Source organism: Parabacteroides sp. 52, assembly GCF_010500925.1.
Lineage (GTDB): Bacteria > Bacteroidota > Bacteroidia > Bacteroidales > Tannerellaceae > QVMG01.
On record NZ_QVMG01000002.1, the window covers coordinates 194,313 to 210,058 of the forward strand.

The 15,746-nt window shown below is 42.8% G+C and carries 16 protein-coding genes; 13 read left to right on the plus strand and 3 right to left on the minus strand.

The window, feature by feature from the left end:
- The 6 genes from D0T51_RS03290 (at window position 1) to D0T51_RS03315 (ending at window position 5,811) form a co-directional block, all read left to right on the plus strand.
- On the plus strand, window positions 1-726 hold the full coding sequence (locus D0T51_RS03290; protein WP_163725122.1) for a TorF family putative porin: 726 nt from the start codon (window positions 1-3) through the stop codon (window positions 724-726).
- Window positions 727-865: 139 nt separating this feature from the next.
- Window positions 866-2,245, plus strand: coding sequence for a polyamine ABC transporter ATP-binding protein (gene potA, locus D0T51_RS03295; RefSeq protein WP_163725125.1), 1,380 nt, complete (start codon window positions 866-868; stop codon window positions 2,243-2,245).
- A gap of 15 nt (window positions 2,246-2,260) precedes the next feature.
- A complete protein-coding gene (locus D0T51_RS03300) occupies window positions 2,261-3,058 on the plus strand; it encodes an ABC transporter permease (RefSeq protein ID WP_163725128.1) in 798 nt (265 codons plus the stop codon).
- On the plus strand, window positions 3,055-3,855 hold the full coding sequence (locus D0T51_RS03305; protein WP_163725131.1) for an ABC transporter permease: 801 nt from the start codon (window positions 3,055-3,057) through the stop codon (window positions 3,853-3,855). Before D0T51_RS03300 ends, D0T51_RS03305 begins: the two co-directional genes overlap by 4 nt.
- Entirely contained in the window at window positions 3,855-5,195 is a 1,341-nt protein-coding gene (locus D0T51_RS03310) for an ABC transporter substrate-binding protein (protein ID WP_163725133.1), read from the plus strand. The genes D0T51_RS03305 and D0T51_RS03310 overlap by 1 nt, the downstream gene beginning before the upstream one ends.
- Before the next feature lies 1 nt (window position 5,196).
- A complete protein-coding gene (locus D0T51_RS03315) occupies window positions 5,197-5,811 on the plus strand; it encodes an HAD family phosphatase (protein WP_163725135.1) in 615 nt (204 codons plus the stop codon).
- Here D0T51_RS03315 and D0T51_RS03320 read toward each other — a convergent pair.
- Complete coding sequence (locus D0T51_RS03320) at window positions 5,808-6,734, minus strand: hydrogen peroxide-inducible genes activator (protein WP_163725138.1); 927 nt, start codon at window positions 6,732-6,734, stop codon at window positions 5,808-5,810. The two genes, D0T51_RS03315 and D0T51_RS03320, sit on opposite strands and share 4 nt — an antisense overlap.
- Before the next feature lie 134 nt (window positions 6,735-6,868).
- On the opposite strand from D0T51_RS03320, the gene D0T51_RS03325 reads away from it, so the two are divergent.
- From D0T51_RS03325 to D0T51_RS03355, 7 genes are all read left to right on the plus strand, one after another.
- A complete protein-coding gene (locus D0T51_RS03325; RefSeq protein ID WP_163725141.1) occupies window positions 6,869-7,375 on the plus strand; it encodes an RNA polymerase sigma factor in 507 nt (168 codons plus the stop codon).
- A gap of 132 nt (window positions 7,376-7,507) precedes the next feature.
- Complete coding sequence (locus tag D0T51_RS03330) at window positions 7,508-8,539, plus strand: agmatine deiminase family protein (protein WP_163725242.1); 1,032 nt, start codon at window positions 7,508-7,510, stop codon at window positions 8,537-8,539.
- A gap of 16 nt (window positions 8,540-8,555) precedes the next feature.
- Window positions 8,556-9,428, plus strand: a complete 873-nt coding sequence (locus tag D0T51_RS03335; RefSeq protein WP_163725143.1) for a carbon-nitrogen hydrolase — start codon at window positions 8,556-8,558, stop codon at window positions 9,426-9,428.
- A 489-nt stretch (window positions 9,429-9,917) separates the two neighbouring features.
- The gene (locus D0T51_RS03340; RefSeq protein WP_163725146.1) at window positions 9,918-10,844 is read left to right on the plus strand and encodes a DUF5106 domain-containing protein; all 927 of its coding nucleotides are present in this window, start codon (window positions 9,918-9,920) and stop codon (window positions 10,842-10,844) included.
- Between the two features lie 32 nt (window positions 10,845-10,876).
- Window positions 10,877-11,539: a bifunctional nuclease family protein gene (locus D0T51_RS03345; protein WP_163725148.1), complete on the plus strand. Its 663-nt coding sequence runs from the start codon at window positions 10,877-10,879 to the stop codon at window positions 11,537-11,539.
- Complete coding sequence (locus D0T51_RS03350; protein ID WP_163725151.1) at window positions 11,536-12,852, plus strand: NupC/NupG family nucleoside CNT transporter; 1,317 nt, start codon at window positions 11,536-11,538, stop codon at window positions 12,850-12,852. The genes D0T51_RS03345 and D0T51_RS03350 overlap by 4 nt, the downstream gene beginning before the upstream one ends.
- An 11-nt stretch (window positions 12,853-12,863) precedes the next feature.
- Entirely contained in the window at window positions 12,864-13,562 is a 699-nt protein-coding gene (locus tag D0T51_RS03355) for a 16S rRNA (uracil(1498)-N(3))-methyltransferase (protein ID WP_163725153.1), read from the plus strand.
- A gap of 90 nt (window positions 13,563-13,652) precedes the next feature.
- Here the strand turns inward: D0T51_RS03355 and D0T51_RS03360 are convergent, their stop codons facing one another.
- Together D0T51_RS03360 and guaA are read right to left on the minus strand one after the other, a co-directional pair.
- A complete protein-coding gene (locus D0T51_RS03360; protein WP_163725156.1) occupies window positions 13,653-13,931 on the minus strand; it encodes a hypothetical protein in 279 nt (92 codons plus the stop codon).
- A 271-nt stretch (window positions 13,932-14,202) separates the two neighbouring features.
- Complete coding sequence (gene guaA, locus D0T51_RS03365) at window positions 14,203-15,726, minus strand: glutamine-hydrolyzing GMP synthase (RefSeq protein WP_163725161.1); 1,524 nt, start codon at window positions 15,724-15,726, stop codon at window positions 14,203-14,205.
- Between the last annotated feature and the right edge of the window lie 20 nt (window positions 15,727-15,746).

Below are 15,746 nucleotides of genomic sequence, written 5' to 3' on the forward strand. Positions count from 1 at the left end.
ATGAAAACAATTACTATTAAACGTGCGATTGTGTGTATAATGGCTCTGTTTATTTTTGACTCTGCAGGGGCACAGGAGGATAAAAAGACCGTTGAAATAAATCCGGCTGTCGACCTTGTCAGTAGCTATGTATGGCGGGGGGCTTATCAAACGGGAGCCTCTATTCAACCCACTTTGACTTTCTCTTATGCCGGATTCTCGTTGACAGCCTGGGGATCGACCGATTTTACGACCTCCTCCGATATTTACAGAAGTAAAGAATTCGATCTTGCTCTGGGATATGAACGGGGCGGCTTATCCATTATACTGAATGATTATTGGTGGTCGGGTGAAGGTGCCCGTTACGGAAGATACTCTTCCGATCACTATTTTGAAGGTATGATTGGCTATCATATGGGGGAATCTTTCCCTCTGAGCCTTAGCTGGAGCACTTTCTTTGCGGGGGGGGATAGGGATGAAAAAGGGAATCAACAGTTCTCTACCTATATGGAGGCTGCCTACGATTTTACGGTAAAAGGAGTACAGGTTGTTCCTGCCATCGGTATTTCCCCCTGGACCGGGATGTATAATAAAGCCGGGAAGAGTGGTTTTTCTGTGCCCTCTCTCTCCTTAACAGCCACGAAAGAGATCCGATTTTCCGAATCATTCTCTTTGCCTTTATTTGTACAAGGAGTTGTTTCGCCTGAAAACGATGATGTCTTTCTTGTTGTGGGAATTAGCTTTTGATGTCTTTGTTGTAAAGTAGTGTCTTACAGGTCGGTTGAGGCTGGTTTGTACAGACCGTTTACTCTCCCTAATTCGGCCGGTTGTTTTTTGTTGATTGTGATATAAATCTATACCTTTGTGCGATTTTAATGAATAGCTTATGCAAAAGTCTGATAACATCATTCGTGTAGAGCATGTTTCCAAGTATTTTGGAGAGAAAGCGGCGTTGGATGATGTGACACTATATGTACGTAAAGGGGAGTTTGTCACCTTACTGGGGCCTTCCGGTTGTGGGAAGACGACGTTGCTGCGTTTAATAGCTGGTTTCCAGTCGGCTACGGAAGGTGTGATAACAATAAGCGGGCAGGTGATAACGGAAACGCCTCCCCATAAACGTCCGGTAAATACGGTGTTTCAGAAATATGCCCTTTTCCCTCACCTGAATGTGTTCAATAATATTGCTTTCGGACTGAAGCTCAAAAAGCTTCCGGCGGCTACTATTGCCAAAAAGGTTAAACAGGCCTTGAAGATGGTAGGAATGACCGATTATGAATACCGGGATGTGGACTCCCTTTCGGGGGGACAACAACAGCGCGTGGCTATTGCCCGGGCGATAGTTAATGAACCGGAGGTGTTGTTATTGGATGAACCTTTGGCAGCCCTGGATCTCAAGATGCGTAAAGATATGCAGTTGGAGTTGAAGGAGATGCATAAGTCGTTGGGTATTACATTTGTATATGTGACGCATGACCAGGAAGAAGCCTTGACATTGAGCGATACGATTGCCGTGATGAGCGAAGGACGTATCCAGCAGATAGGCACCCCGGTCGATATTTATAACGAACCCATTAATTCGTTTGTCGCCGATTTTATCGGGGAGAGTAACATCCTGAACGGGACAATGGTGAAGGATCATTTGGTTCATTTTGCCGGACAAACGTTTGAATGTGTGGACGAAGGTTTTGGAGAGGATGTGCCGGTGGATGTCGTTGTACGACCGGAAGATATTTATATATTCGAGTTGTCGGATGCCGCTATATTGCAGGGAATTGTTACATCCTCCGTGTTTAAAGGGGTTCACTATGAGATGATGGTTCAGACCCCCAATGGATATGAATTTATGGTGCATGACTACCATACCTTTGAGGTAGGACAGGAGGTAGGCCTTCGGGTGAAACCGGCAGATATTCATGTCATGAAGAAAGAAAGAATAACGAATACCTTCGAAGGGAAATGGATCGATCCGACACATGTGGAGTTTCTTGGTACCACCTTTGAGTGTAAAGAAATGCAAGGTATTGAACCCGGAACAAAGGTGACAGTAGAAGTCGATTTCAACCGGGTCGTTCTGGAAGATAACGAAGAAGACGGTATCCTTACCGGTGATGTGAAGTTTATTCTCTATAAAGGCAACCATTACCATCTGACTGTATTTACCGATTGGAACGAAGATATATTCGTGGATACGCAGGATGTATGGGATGATGGCGACCGGGTGGGTATTTCGATAGCTCCCGAATATATACGTGTTATTAAATAATAAACAGGGAAGCTTGTGAGTAGAAGTATCTCGACATTCTTGGGCAAACGTAGGAATTGGACAATTCCTTACCTTCTTTTTCTTGCCATCTTTGTTGTATTGCCATTGGTATTAATTGTCTTTTACGCCTTTACGGATGCCGAAGGGAACTTCTCGTTGGTTCATTTCCGTAAGTTTATGATACACCCGGAGGCGGTCAATACCTTTGCGTATTCTGTGGGGATTGCGATCATTACCACATTAGCCTGTATTTTGTTGGGCTATCCTGCTGCCTGGATTCTCAGTCAATCCCGCTTTAACACTTCCCGTACGATGGTGGTCTTGTTTATTCTTCCCATGTGGGTGAATATATTGATCCGTACATTGGCAACTGTGGCCCTGTTCGATTTCCTGCATTTCCCATTGGGAGAAGGGGCTTTGATATTCGGTATGATCTATAACTTCCTGCCCTTTATGATCTATCCCATATACAATACGCTCCAGAAGATGGATCGCAGTCTGATTGAGGCGGCACAGGATTTGGGGGCAACCCCTTTCCAAGTATTTGTACGAACCGTCTTCCCCTTGTCGATGCCAGGGGTGATTAGTGGAATTATGATGGTCTTTATGCCAACAATATCCACCTTTGCTATTGCGGAGTTGCTTACGATGAATAATATCAAACTCTTTGGAACGACTATCCAGGAGAATATCAATAACGGAATGTGGAACTACGGAGCTACCCTCTCCTTTATCATGTTGATACTGATAGGGATAACCGGCCTTTTCAATCAGGAAGAGGATAATGCATCCAATGAAGGAGGGCTCTTATGATGACAAAATACCTGGCTAAAGGCTATCTCTGGCTTTTATTAATCCTTCTCTATTCGCCTATTCTGATTATCATGATTTTCTCGTTTACAGAGGCGAAAGTATTGGGGAACTGGACAGGCTTTTCGACGAAGTTGTATACCTCTCTTTTTAGTGGAGGCGTCCGGCATTCGCTTGTGAGCGCTTTATGGAATACATTCACGATAGCGATGATTGCAGCAACCGTGTCGACTCTGTTGGGTACCATGGCTGCTATAGGTATCTATAACCTGCGCACAAGAACACGGCAGGCAGTCGGTTTTGTCAACAGTATTCCGATGTTGAACCCCGATATTATAACCGGGGTCTCATTGTTTCTTTTGTTTATCAGCCTGGGTATATCCCAAGGTTTTGTGACGGTTGTCCTGGCGCATATTACTTTTTGTACCCCTTATGTGGTACTGAGTGTGATGCCCCGTTTGAAATATATGAATCAGAATGTATACGAGGCAGCACTTGATCTGGGAGCCACCCCGTTTCAGGCTTTACGGAAGGTGATCCTGCCTGAAATACGTCCGGGTATGATCAGTGGTTTTATCTTGGCATTTACCCTTTCCATTGATGATTTTGCCGTAACCATATTTACTATCGGAAACGAAGGGTTGGAAACCCTGTCCACCTATATTTATGCGGATGCCCGCAAAGGCGGATTAACGCCGGAACTGCGTCCGTTGTCAACTATCATCTTTGTGACTGTCTTGGTCTTACTGATTATTATTAACAAACGGGCGGAAAAAGCCAATGCCAACAAACGGACGTAATGAATAAACTGATCCAATTAATAACCCTCTTTTTCTTGCTTCTGAGTGTCCTCTCTTCCTGTGGACGTTCCGACGAACAACGGAAAAAGATTCTGAAGATATACAATTGGGGCGATTATATCGATGAAGAGGTACTGACCGATTTTGAGGAATGGTATAAAGAAGAAACTGGGGAGGATATCCGTATTATCTACCAGGTGTTTGATATCAACGAGGTCATGCTCACTAAGATAGAGCGCGGACACGAGGACTTCGATCTTGTCTGTCCTTCGGAATATATCATCGAACGGATGTTGAAGAAAGACCTTTTGTTGCCCATTCATAAAGACTTTGGGAATACGCCTAATTATATATACAATGTATCCCCCTACATTTATGAGCAATTGAACAAAGTGAGTCAGCCCGAACGACAAACGACAGATTATGCGGTGGCCTATATGTGGGGCACAGCCGGTATCCTGTATAACCGCCAATTTGTTACCCGTGAAGAAGCCTCCACTTGGGAGAGCCTTTGGGATCCCCGATATAAAAACAAAATACTGATGAAAGACAGTTACCGCGATGCCTACGGTACGGCTATTATTTATGCCCATACCCAAGAACTTGAAGCCGGAACGGTCACTGTCGAGCAATTGATGAATAACAATTCCCCGGAAGCAATCGCATTGGCGGAAGACTATCTCAAACGCATGAAACCCAATATCGCCGGATGGGAAGCCGATTTTGGGAAAGAAATGATGACCAAGAACAAAGCCTGGTTGAACTTTACCTGGAGTGGCGATGCGGTTTGGGCTATCGAAGAAGCGGAGGCGGTAGGAGTAGAGCTGGATTATGAAGTGCCCGTTGAAGGTAGTAATATCTGGTTCGACGGATGGGTGATTCCCAAATATGCGCGTAATATAAAGGCCGCCAGTTATTTTATTAATTACCTTTGTCGGCCGGACATTGCTTTGCGCAATATGGATGCCATAGGATATGTGAGTGCCGTAGCGACACCGGAGATACTCGAAGCCCGGATTGATCCGGAAATAGAAGTCTCTTCGGATCTGAGTTATTTCTTCGGACCCGGAGCCGAGAGTATACAGATTGATCCGGTACAATATCCTGACCGGGAAGTGGTGGAACGATGTGCTATGATCCGTGACTTCGGGAATGAAACGGAACATGTACTGGAAATGTGGAGCCGTGTCAAAGGAGATAACTTGCATACAGGCATTGTGATCCTTATCTTTGCCGTTTTTGGAGGTCTCTTCGTCTGGATTGCCTATCAAAGGATTCGTACATACAAACAACAACAGCGACATCGCAGACGTCGAAACCGCTGGTCTAAGAAAAAATAAGATGGATGGTGTCAAAAACCTCATTATAGACTTTGGCGGAGTAATTATCAACCTGGCGCGCAACCGCTGTATCGATGCATTTGAAAAGCTGGGTGTCGACGTGCGGGATAAACTGATAAATAATTACCAGCATAAAGATCTGTTTATGCAATTGGAGTTAGGCACAATTACAGCCAGTCAATTCCGGGAGGGGATTCGTCACCTGACGCAGCAATGCCTGACCGATACAGAGATTGATACTGCCTGGATTGCCATGCTCGATGAGGTGGATACCTGGAAGCTGGATCTCTTACTCGAACAGCAAAAACAGTATAATATCATGCTCCTGAGTAATACGAATGTGATTCATTGGCATTGGTCCGAAAAAAACATCTTCTCCTATAAAGGCCATACTCCTGCTGATTTCTTCTCTAAAATATACCTTTCCTATGAGCTCCATAAGCTCAAACCGAATACCGATATCTTTGAATATGTTTTAAACGATGCCGCAATAGAAGCCGGAGAAACGTTGCTTATCGACGATGCCCTGGTCAATTGCCATGCCGCTGCCTCTCTCGGTATACGTACCTATATGCCTGAACCGCGGGAAGACTGGTCGTCACTTTTTAAACGTTAAACCACTTTATGTCCGGGTTGTAAAGTCAACATCTCTTTGGGGACAGCGGCTTTCACTCGTTCTATCAATAAATCCCCCAAGGTATGACGGATAAAGTCCTTGCGGGTAACAAAGACAATCTCCCGACAAGGTTGGGGAATAGCAAAGGGGCGAACAAGCTCCTTTTGTTCTTTGTTAAGTTGGTAAACGGCTAATTCGGGAATAAAGGTGATGCCGTTTTTGTTTTCGACCATACGCATGAAAGTCTCAAGGCTTCCCAATTGGTAGGCCGCCTGTCTTATCTTCACCTTTTCCATCTGGCAGAAACGCATCAACTGATCCCGGAAACAATGGCCTTCGTCTAATAACCAAAGATGTTCTTCACTGATATCGGCTGTGCGTATGCGCTCTTTTTTATAGATAGGTTCGTTTTGTGAGACATAACAAAAGAATTGTTCAAAGAAGAGAACCGTTCCTGTCAGATACTGTTCGACAGGTTGGTTGGCAATGATGGCAGCGTCTATTTCTCCGTTTTGTAATGCCTGCAATGTCTCCGCTGTTTTCATTTCCAATACCCGTATATCCAATTCCGGATGTTTGACGGTCAACTGTTGGAAAAAGCGAGGAAGGAGATAGGGCGCAATGGTCGGAAGGACTGCCAGGCGGAAAGAACCTTTGAGCGAATGTTCGTCTTCGTTGACAATTTCTTTGATACGGGAGGTTTCATACAAAACGACCCGTGCCTGTTCAATGATTTTGCGTCCGGTAGGAGTAGGGGTTACAGGCTGTGAACTGCGATCAAATATTTTGATATGTAATTCATCTTCCAGTTTTTGTATCATCATACTCAAGGTCGGTTGAGTGACGTGACAATGTTCTGCTGCTTTGGCAAAATGACGGAATTGATCCACCGCCAATATGTATTCGAGTTGTTGTATGTTCATAAAGCGAATATAAGCAATTTCATATAGATAGCCTTTATATTCTTATAAAAAATATCTGTTTGACACCAGGACCTGAATACCCTACCTTTGTTCAAAAGCAAGTAAATATATTTTATTATTAAAAAAAGAAGAAAATGAAAGCGTCCCAATTTCAAAAAGATCTACTGGATATACAAGGTCATATGATGCATTTTGCTTTGATGCTTACCGCCAACAAAGAAGATGCCCGGGATTTATTGCAAGATACTACCCTTAAAGTATTGGATAACCAGGATAAATTTATCGATAATGTCAACTTTAAAGGCTGGGTATTGACAGTCATGCGTAACCTTTTCATTAATAATTACCATAAGGTGGTACGTATGCAGACTGTGGTAGAACAAGGGGTGGATGTGTATAATTTATCGATTGTCTCTGATTCGGATGTAAACTCGCCGGATACTTCTTCTGACCTGCAAGAGATCAATGCGGCTATTGAACAATTAAACAGGGAACACCGGATTCCTTTTACCCTCTACCTGAGTGGGTATCAGTATAATGAAATTGCGGAAAAGATGCATTTGCCCTTGGGAACCGTGAAAAGCCGTATCTTTTTTGCCCGCCAGGAATTGCAAAAAGTATTGAAAGATTTTAGAAATTAACCTGTTTGCCCACTCGAAATGAATGATTGAAGTGCTCTTTCTTTTTAAACTCCTACCGGAAATGTTTATCTTTACCCGCTGAATTTGAATAGAAAAAGGAGATAATCACATAAAAGTTGATTTTTATAAATGATGGAACATTCAACTCTGTTTCCGGCGGAATGGTATCCGCAGAGTGCTGTGCAATTGACCTGGCCCCATGAAAATACGGATTGGGCCCCTCTCTTAGATGAAGTAATACCTTGTTTTGTGTCTATAGCCAAAGAGATTCTGAAAAGGGAGAAATTGATTCTTGTTTGTCAGAATAGAGAGGTTGTTTTACAACAACTGGGCGAAGGAATAGACGAAAGTCGTATATTGTTCTGTGAAATAGACAGCAACGATACCTGGGCACGCGATCATGGAGGTATCTCTGTTTTTGAAAATGGAGATCCTGTGGTGTACGATTTTACCTTTAACGGTTGGGGACTGAAGTATCCGGCCAATCAGGATAATATGATTACGCAGTATCTGTTTGCCTACGATCTTTTTAATGAGAATGTAACCATTGCCAATTTGCGTTACCTGGTTTTGGAAGGAGGCAGCTTGGAAACGGATGGGAAGGGTACACTCTTAACTACCGAGGAATGTTTATTATCTATGAACCGGAATGATTTTCTGACGAAAGACCAGATAGAGGAGCATCTGAAACATATGTTTGGGCTGGAGCGTGTCTTATGGTTGACATCCGGTTACCTGGAAGGGGACGATACGGACAGTCATATCGATACATTAGCCCGGTTCTGCAGTGAAGATACGATTGCTTATGTGCAGTGTCAGGATAAGGACGACGACCATTTTGAGGAGCTGCAACTGATGGAGCAGGAGCTGAAAATGTTTCGACAGATGAATGGCGAGCCTTATCAATTGATTCCTCTGCCGATGGCCGATAAAGTAGAATGGGAAGGGGAACGTTTACCGGCAACCTATGCTAATTTCCTGATAATAAACGGTGCCGTATTGCTACCCTTTTATGATTCCCCCAAAGACCAGGTGGCAAAGGCTGCCTTGCAATATGCTTTCCCGGATCGGGAAATAATTGGCATCAATTGCCTGCCTCTGATAAAACAACACGGCTCATTGCATTGTGTAACTATGCAATATCCGGGAGGATTTGTTAACTAATAGAATATTGTTTGATATGAAGATAGGCTTAATTCAACAGGCTAACGGAAAGGATCGTCAGGCGAATATCCTGAAGTTAGAAAAGAATATTCGTGCCTGTGCCCAAGAGGGAGCAGAGTTAATTGTATTACAGGAGTTGCATAACAGTCTTTATTTTTGCCAGACAGAAGATACAGACCTCTTTGACCTGGCCGAACCTATACCGGGTCCGTCCACGGAGTATTTTGGCTGTCTGGCCAAGGAACTGGGGGTGGTATGCGTGTTGTCACTTTTTGAAAGACGTGCTCCCGGCTTGTATCATAATACGGCCGTTGTGTTGGAGAAGGACGGAACGATAGCCGGCAAATACCGAAAGATGCATATCCCGGATGATCCGGCTTATTATGAGAAGTTTTATTTTACTCCCGGGGATCTGGGTTTTGAACCGATTGATACCTCTGTCGGGCGATTGGGCGTTTTGGTTTGCTGGGACCAATGGTATCCGGAAGCAGCTCGCCTGATGGCTATGCGGGGAGCGGAACTGTTGATCTATCCTACGGCTATTGGCTGGGAATATAAAGATACGCAGGAAGAAAAATCCCGCCAGTTAAATGCCTGGATTACCGTACAGCGTGGACATGCCGTAGCCAACGGTTTACCCGTTGTTGCTGTGAATCGGGTAGGACATGAAATAGATCCTTCCGGACAAACAAATGGCATTCAATTTTGGGGAAATAGTTTTGTGGCCGGTCCCCAAGGCGAATTACTGGCGCAACTATCCGATGAACAGGAAGAAATTCGGATCGTAGAGATCGATAAGAGCCGCAGTGAACAGGTGCGTCGCTGGTGGCCTTTCTTTCGCGACCGGCGTATCGATGCCTTTGAAGGATTAACCGAACGATATTTATAAAAGAAGCGGGCACTTACTACCTGCATTTTGTAAGACGAAAAGGGCTGTTCAATAGGAAAAGGAACAGCCCTTTTTCTTTTGTTCTTACGGCTGTAATAGGTCCAAATACAGGGGAGAATTCTGTTGCCGATGCGCATCGGCAATAAAGACGAAGCTGTTCAGCAATATTGCCGAACACGTTCAGCAATGTTGCCGATGCGCATCGGCAACAGAATAGTCCGGGGAAATTGACTTCTTGAAATTGCCGGATATTGTCCGTATACAATGAAATAATATGTGTTATATGGTAGTATTTCAATGATTTAACTTTTTGGGTGGATTTTATCCTGTTATTTTTTGTATTTTTGTAAAGACAAGACCGTTTGTTTGAATCCGATTTTGATAAAGAGGTCAAGCATATAGGAGAAAAGCGGGATAAACCGCCCCTTTAAAAAACCGAACATTTGAGAAATGAAATAAAAGTTCTGAATTCGTGTTGAGTTATTGTTTATGAAGTATGTATATCTGTTTATTGGATTGCTTTTATTTTACGCCTGTGGAAATAAGAGAGAAGAAAAGGGGAAGCAAGAAACAGAAAAGACCTTGACTTTTGAACCCGTCTCTGTTCCTTTACTTATAAGCGAACCGGAGCAAAGGGCTATTTACCTGATACAACATTATTGGGACACGTATGATTTTACGGATACGGCATATGTGCATCTGCCGGAAGTTACCGAACAGGCTTTTAGTAACTATGTTGCTGCTTTCTCCCGTACAGATCCGAAAGAGGTGGTTGCTTCCATAAAAGCCATGTTGAAAAAGGCAGAGGCGAATCCTGTTGTCTATCTTTATTTTACCGGGCTTTATGAAAAATACCTGTATGATCCCAATGCCCCGATGCGTAATGAGGAGTTTTATATCCCTGTCCTGGAATCGATGTTGGCCTCCGATCAATTGAACGAAGAGGAAAAAATACGACCTGCCCATTTGTTGGAGATCGCGTTAAAAAACAGGGTAGGGCAAGTGGCAACGGATTTTAAATTTACCCTGGCTAACGGAAAAACAGGGGAAATGCATGCGCTCGAATCGGATTATCTGATACTCTTTTTTTACAATCCGGGATGTGATGCGTGTCGGGTGATGACAAAAGAATTGGCGGGGGATCCATTGATACAGAAAGGACTGGATAAGAAAAAACTGATATTATTGGCCGTCTATCCGGATGAAGAATGGCTTGAATGGGAAAAACATCTCTCGGAATTGCCCGGGCAATGGATGAATACGTACGATATCTCTTGTTCCATAAAAGAGAATGAGTTATATGATTTAAAGGCTATACCCACACTTTACCTCTTGGATCGGAACAAAGTCGTGCTTTTGAAAGACGCTACATTTAATCAGTTAAGAGCCTATCTGTATGAAAATTCCCAAATATAATATTACATTTGTATGCCTAACTACTATTATCAGTGAATACGAAAATAAAATTATATGTACAAGGATTAAGTAATAGCCAGATACAATCGGGAGCTTACGCTTTGATCCTGGCTGAGGAAATAGGACCTCGCCGCATTCCTATTATCGTAGGAACCGCAGAAGCTCAGTCGATAGCTATTGCCATAGAACAGATTACTCCTCCACGTCCGTTGACGCATGACTTATTTGCCTCTTTCTCGCAGGCTTTTGGTGTCGTTTTGAAAGAGGTTTTTATTTATAAATTTGAAGACGGTATCTTCTATTCCGAATTATTTTTCAGTGATGGTGAGCAGGAAATCCGATTGGATTCGCGCACTTCGGATGCGATAGCTATAGCCCTTCGGGTGAAATGTGAGATCTATACGACAGAACAGATTGTGCGGGAGTGTGGAGTCGTTTTGGAGGAAAGTACAGAACGCACAACAGAAGATGAGACAGAGGAAGATGAACTGGGAGATATAGTGGATTCTTATCTGTCAACCTTGGAATTAGAAGACCTGGAAGATGAGAAAGAGATACAACATTGGTTGAGAGCTTTGAATGATGATGAACTTCATGTACGCCTGGAAGAAGCAATCTCTCAGGAGAATTATGAACATGCCCAGATCTATAAAGAGGAGTTGAAAAAACGGGAAGAAGGGGATCGGCTGTTATGATAGAAGAACAGGTAGGCTTTGGTTGGATATCCTTATTGAGAGGACTTTTAGGATTGATAGTGATTCTCGCAGTTTGTTATTTGTTGAGTTATGACAGAAAGCGGATTGACTGGAAATTAGTCGGAGGAGGACTTTTTCTGCAAATCGTATTTGCCCTGGCCGTACTTTATGTACCTTTTATAGGAGGGCTTCTGGAAGGTTTGGGCAAGGTTTTTGTCAAATTGATGGATTTCACTCAGGAGGGGATTCATTTTTTGATGGGGCCTTATGCTACCCAGGCGAACGGTTTTAGTTTCCTGATTCATTCATTACCTATCGTCATATTCTTTTCAGCCTTGGTTTCTATGTTTTATCATTGGGGAATCATTCAAAGGATAGTCGGTCTTTTCTCCTGGGTACTGCGCAAGTTTATGCCTATTTCCGGAGCAGAAGGCCTGGTCGTATCGGGTAATATCTTTATGGGCATGACCGAGTCTCCGGTTTTAATCAAGAATTACCTGCCGGGGATGAATAAATCGGAAATTTTTCTGGTTATGGTTTCCGGGATGGGTACCATTGCCGGTTCGGTGATGGGTACTTATATCGGTATGTTAGCCGGTGCGGATCCAATGTCCCGCGTTTTGTTCGCCAAACACTTATTATCGGCTTCCGTCATGGCGGCACCCGGAGCTATTGTTGTGGCGAAGATGTTATGCCCTCAGACCGAAAAGGCAACCGACCGTTTGTCTCCTGTGGAGAAAGAAAATAAACAGGCAACCGTTTTGGATGCTATATCATCGGGAACAGTGACCGGTGTGAAATTGATGACGAATATAGCGGCCATGCTTCTTGTTTTTATTTCTTTGGTAGCTTTGGCAAATTATATAATGGACGATGTCATAGGCAAGTATACCGGTTTGAATGATTGGATCGTTGAGGTGACGCATGGCAAATCGGAAGGACTGACCTTTCAGTTTATTGTAGGTATTGTATTGGCTCCCTTTATGTGGTTGATAGGTGTGCCGACAGCCGATATAACCACCGTCGGTTCTTTGTTGGGGCAGAAAACGATCTTGAATGAGTTCGTGGCCTATGCACAGATGCAAGAATGGAAAGATGCCGGAGTGTTTGTCTATCAGAAATCAATATTGATGTCTACCTATATACTTTGTGGTTTTGCCAACATCTCTTCGATTGGTATATTATTGGGAGGGATGGGAGTGTTAGCTCCTGAAAAGCGAGGATTGATAACCCGGTTTGGATTGCCCGCTATGGTTGGAGGTGCTTTGGTGTCGGTCTTGTCCGCTACTATTATAGGTATGATATTAGGATAAACAAACTCTTTATGCAGATATTTTATGCCCCGGATATCTCTTTGCATCCGGAACTACCCGAAGAAGAAGCCGGTCATGCGATCCGTGTGCTTCGTTTGACTGAAGGCGAGGAGATTCTCATCACCGATGGGAAAGGTTTTTTTTATAAGGCAACCATTGTGCGTGCGCACCCTAAACATTGCGTGGTCTCTATATGGGAGAAATATCCGCAACCTGTTTTATGGAATTTTCATTTGCATATCGCTGTGGCTCCTACAAAGAATATGGACCGGATGGAATGGTTTGTAGAGAAAGCGACAGAGATAGGTATAAATGCTGTTACTTGCCTGCATTGTCGTTTTTCGGAACGTAAGGAGATAAAGACCTCGCGCTTGGAAAAGATTATGGTGAGTGCAATGAAACAGTCCCAGAAAGCTTTATTGCCTCGTTTAGAAGGTATGACAGCGTTTAAGACTTTTGTTTCTCAACCTTTTTCCGGGCGTAAATATATAGCTCATTGCGAACCGGAAGAAAAATCATTATTAAAACATATATATCAACCGGGAGAGGATTGTTTACTTCTTATAGGTCCTGAAGGGGATTTTAGTACGGAGGAGATTGAACTGGCTAAAGCGAATGGATTTGTCCCTGTCTCTTTGGGGGAAAGTCGTCTCCGGACAGAGACAGCAGCCTTGGTGGCTTGTCATACAATACAGTTGTTGAATCAATGAAATAAAAAGAGGGAGAGAGGATTTCTAATCCGAAAACAATATAAAAAAAGAGGCTGGTTTCCGATGAACCAGCCTCTTTTTATTACATAATTATAAGTTCTGTTTGTTGTCTAATTCTTTCAGCTTTTGAAGCTTTAATTCTATTTCTTCTTTTACTTTAATTAAGCGAAGCTCTTCTTCACCCATCTTTTCTTTTTTGTAGCGTAAAGCTAAAGCGATTGAGCTATCAAGTTCTTCGAAACTGAGATGTTTTAAATTGCCTGCAACTAAATTAAATGCAGTTTCTTTGCCTAATTTATTGGCTTGACGTTTAGCGCGCATGGCAGCTTTTGCCTCTTCGGACATTTTTGATCCTTTAATTCTTCCCATGGTAATCCTTATTATCTCTTAGTTTATAAAAAAATATTTAGTCGGGAACAAATATATAAATAATAAATTAAATTACAATAGCTTGCTGTTTTTGTTTTTCTAGGGGTATATCTTCTTGCTGTTTTGTTGTTTCTTTTTAGGCGAAATTATCGATGTGGATAAAGAGAAAAGAGCGGCCTAATAACAGACCGCTCTTTCATTTTCTTTCTTTCTTTTAATGAATGAAAATTCATAAAACCAGGAAAGCTGAATATTCTTTTTTATAAATTCATTATTCCCATTCAATTGTTGCAGGAGGTTTCGAACTTATATCGTATACAACGCGATTTACTCCTTTTACTTTATTGATAATTTCATTCGATACTTTTGCTAAGAACTCATAAGGGAGTTGCGCCCAGTCGGCTGTCATAGCATCTGTTGAGGTGACGGCACGCAGGGTTATTGTATTCTCATAGGTCCGTTCATCCCCCATAACACCTACCGAACGAATAGGGAGCAGGATGGCACCTGCCTGCCATATTTTATCATATAATCCCCATTCACGCATCAAAGAGATGTAAATATCATCAGCCTCTTGTAATACGCGTACTTTTTCAGCAGTAATATCTCCTAAAATACGAATACCTAATCCGGGACCGGGGAAAGGATGGCGTTTAATCAGATTGGGCTGCATGCCTAATTCCATTCCTACACGACGTACCTCATCTTTGAATAAGAGACGGAGAGGTTCGACTAACTTCAGGTTCATCTTTTCAGGCAGACCACCCACATTGTGGTGGCTTTTTATCACGGTTCCTGTAATGGATAGAGATTCAATTACATCTGGATAAATGGTTCCTTGTCCCAGCCATTTAATATCTTTCAGTTTATGTGCTTCTTCGTCAAATACATCGATAAAACCTTTACCTATGATTTTACGTTTTTGCTCAGGATCTGTTACACCGGCCAGTTCATTATAGAATCGATCCCTGGCATTTATTCCGATAACATTTAATCCCAAATGTTCGTAATCTTTCAGTACGTTCTCGAATTCATTTTTACGCAATAAGCCGTGGTCAACAAATATACAGGTGAGGTTTTTACCGATCGCTTTGTTAAGTAATACGGCTGTTACGGAAGAATCGACTCCTCCGGAAAGGGCAAGGATGACTTTGTCGTCACCTAATTGTGCCTTCAACTCGGCAACAGTAGATTCAATGAAAGAGGCAGGGGTCCAGTCTTTCGCAGCATCACATATATGGAGGAAATTATCTAATAATTTCGTGCCGTCTGTTGAATGGAATACTTCCGGATGGAATTGTACACCCCAGGTTTGTTCCCCCTTAATAGAATAAGCTGCTGCTTTTACATCATCTGTGCTGGCTATGATATCAAAATCCTTAGGTAGGCTTGTAATTGTATCACCGTGTGACATCCATATCTGTGAGCCGGTTTGAATATCTTTTAATAAGGGATCATTGGATTGGGTATATGTCAGATTTGCTCTTCCATATTCCCGCGAGTTTGCCGGTTCCACAGTTCCGCCCGATGTATATGCAAGGTATTGCGCTCCGTAACAAATACCCAAAACAGGATATTTACCACGGATTTGACTTAAATCAGTCTTAAATGCATTTGCATCATATACAGAATAAGGGCTACCGGAAAGAATGACTCCTTTTACTCCGGAGGCATTGTCGTGTGGAAACTTGTTGTAAGGAACTATTTCGCAATACATATTTAACTCCCGTATTCTACGGCCAATGAGTTGAGTTGTTTGCGAGCCAAAATCAAGAATAATTATTTTCTCGTGCATGCAAATAAAGATATTAAATT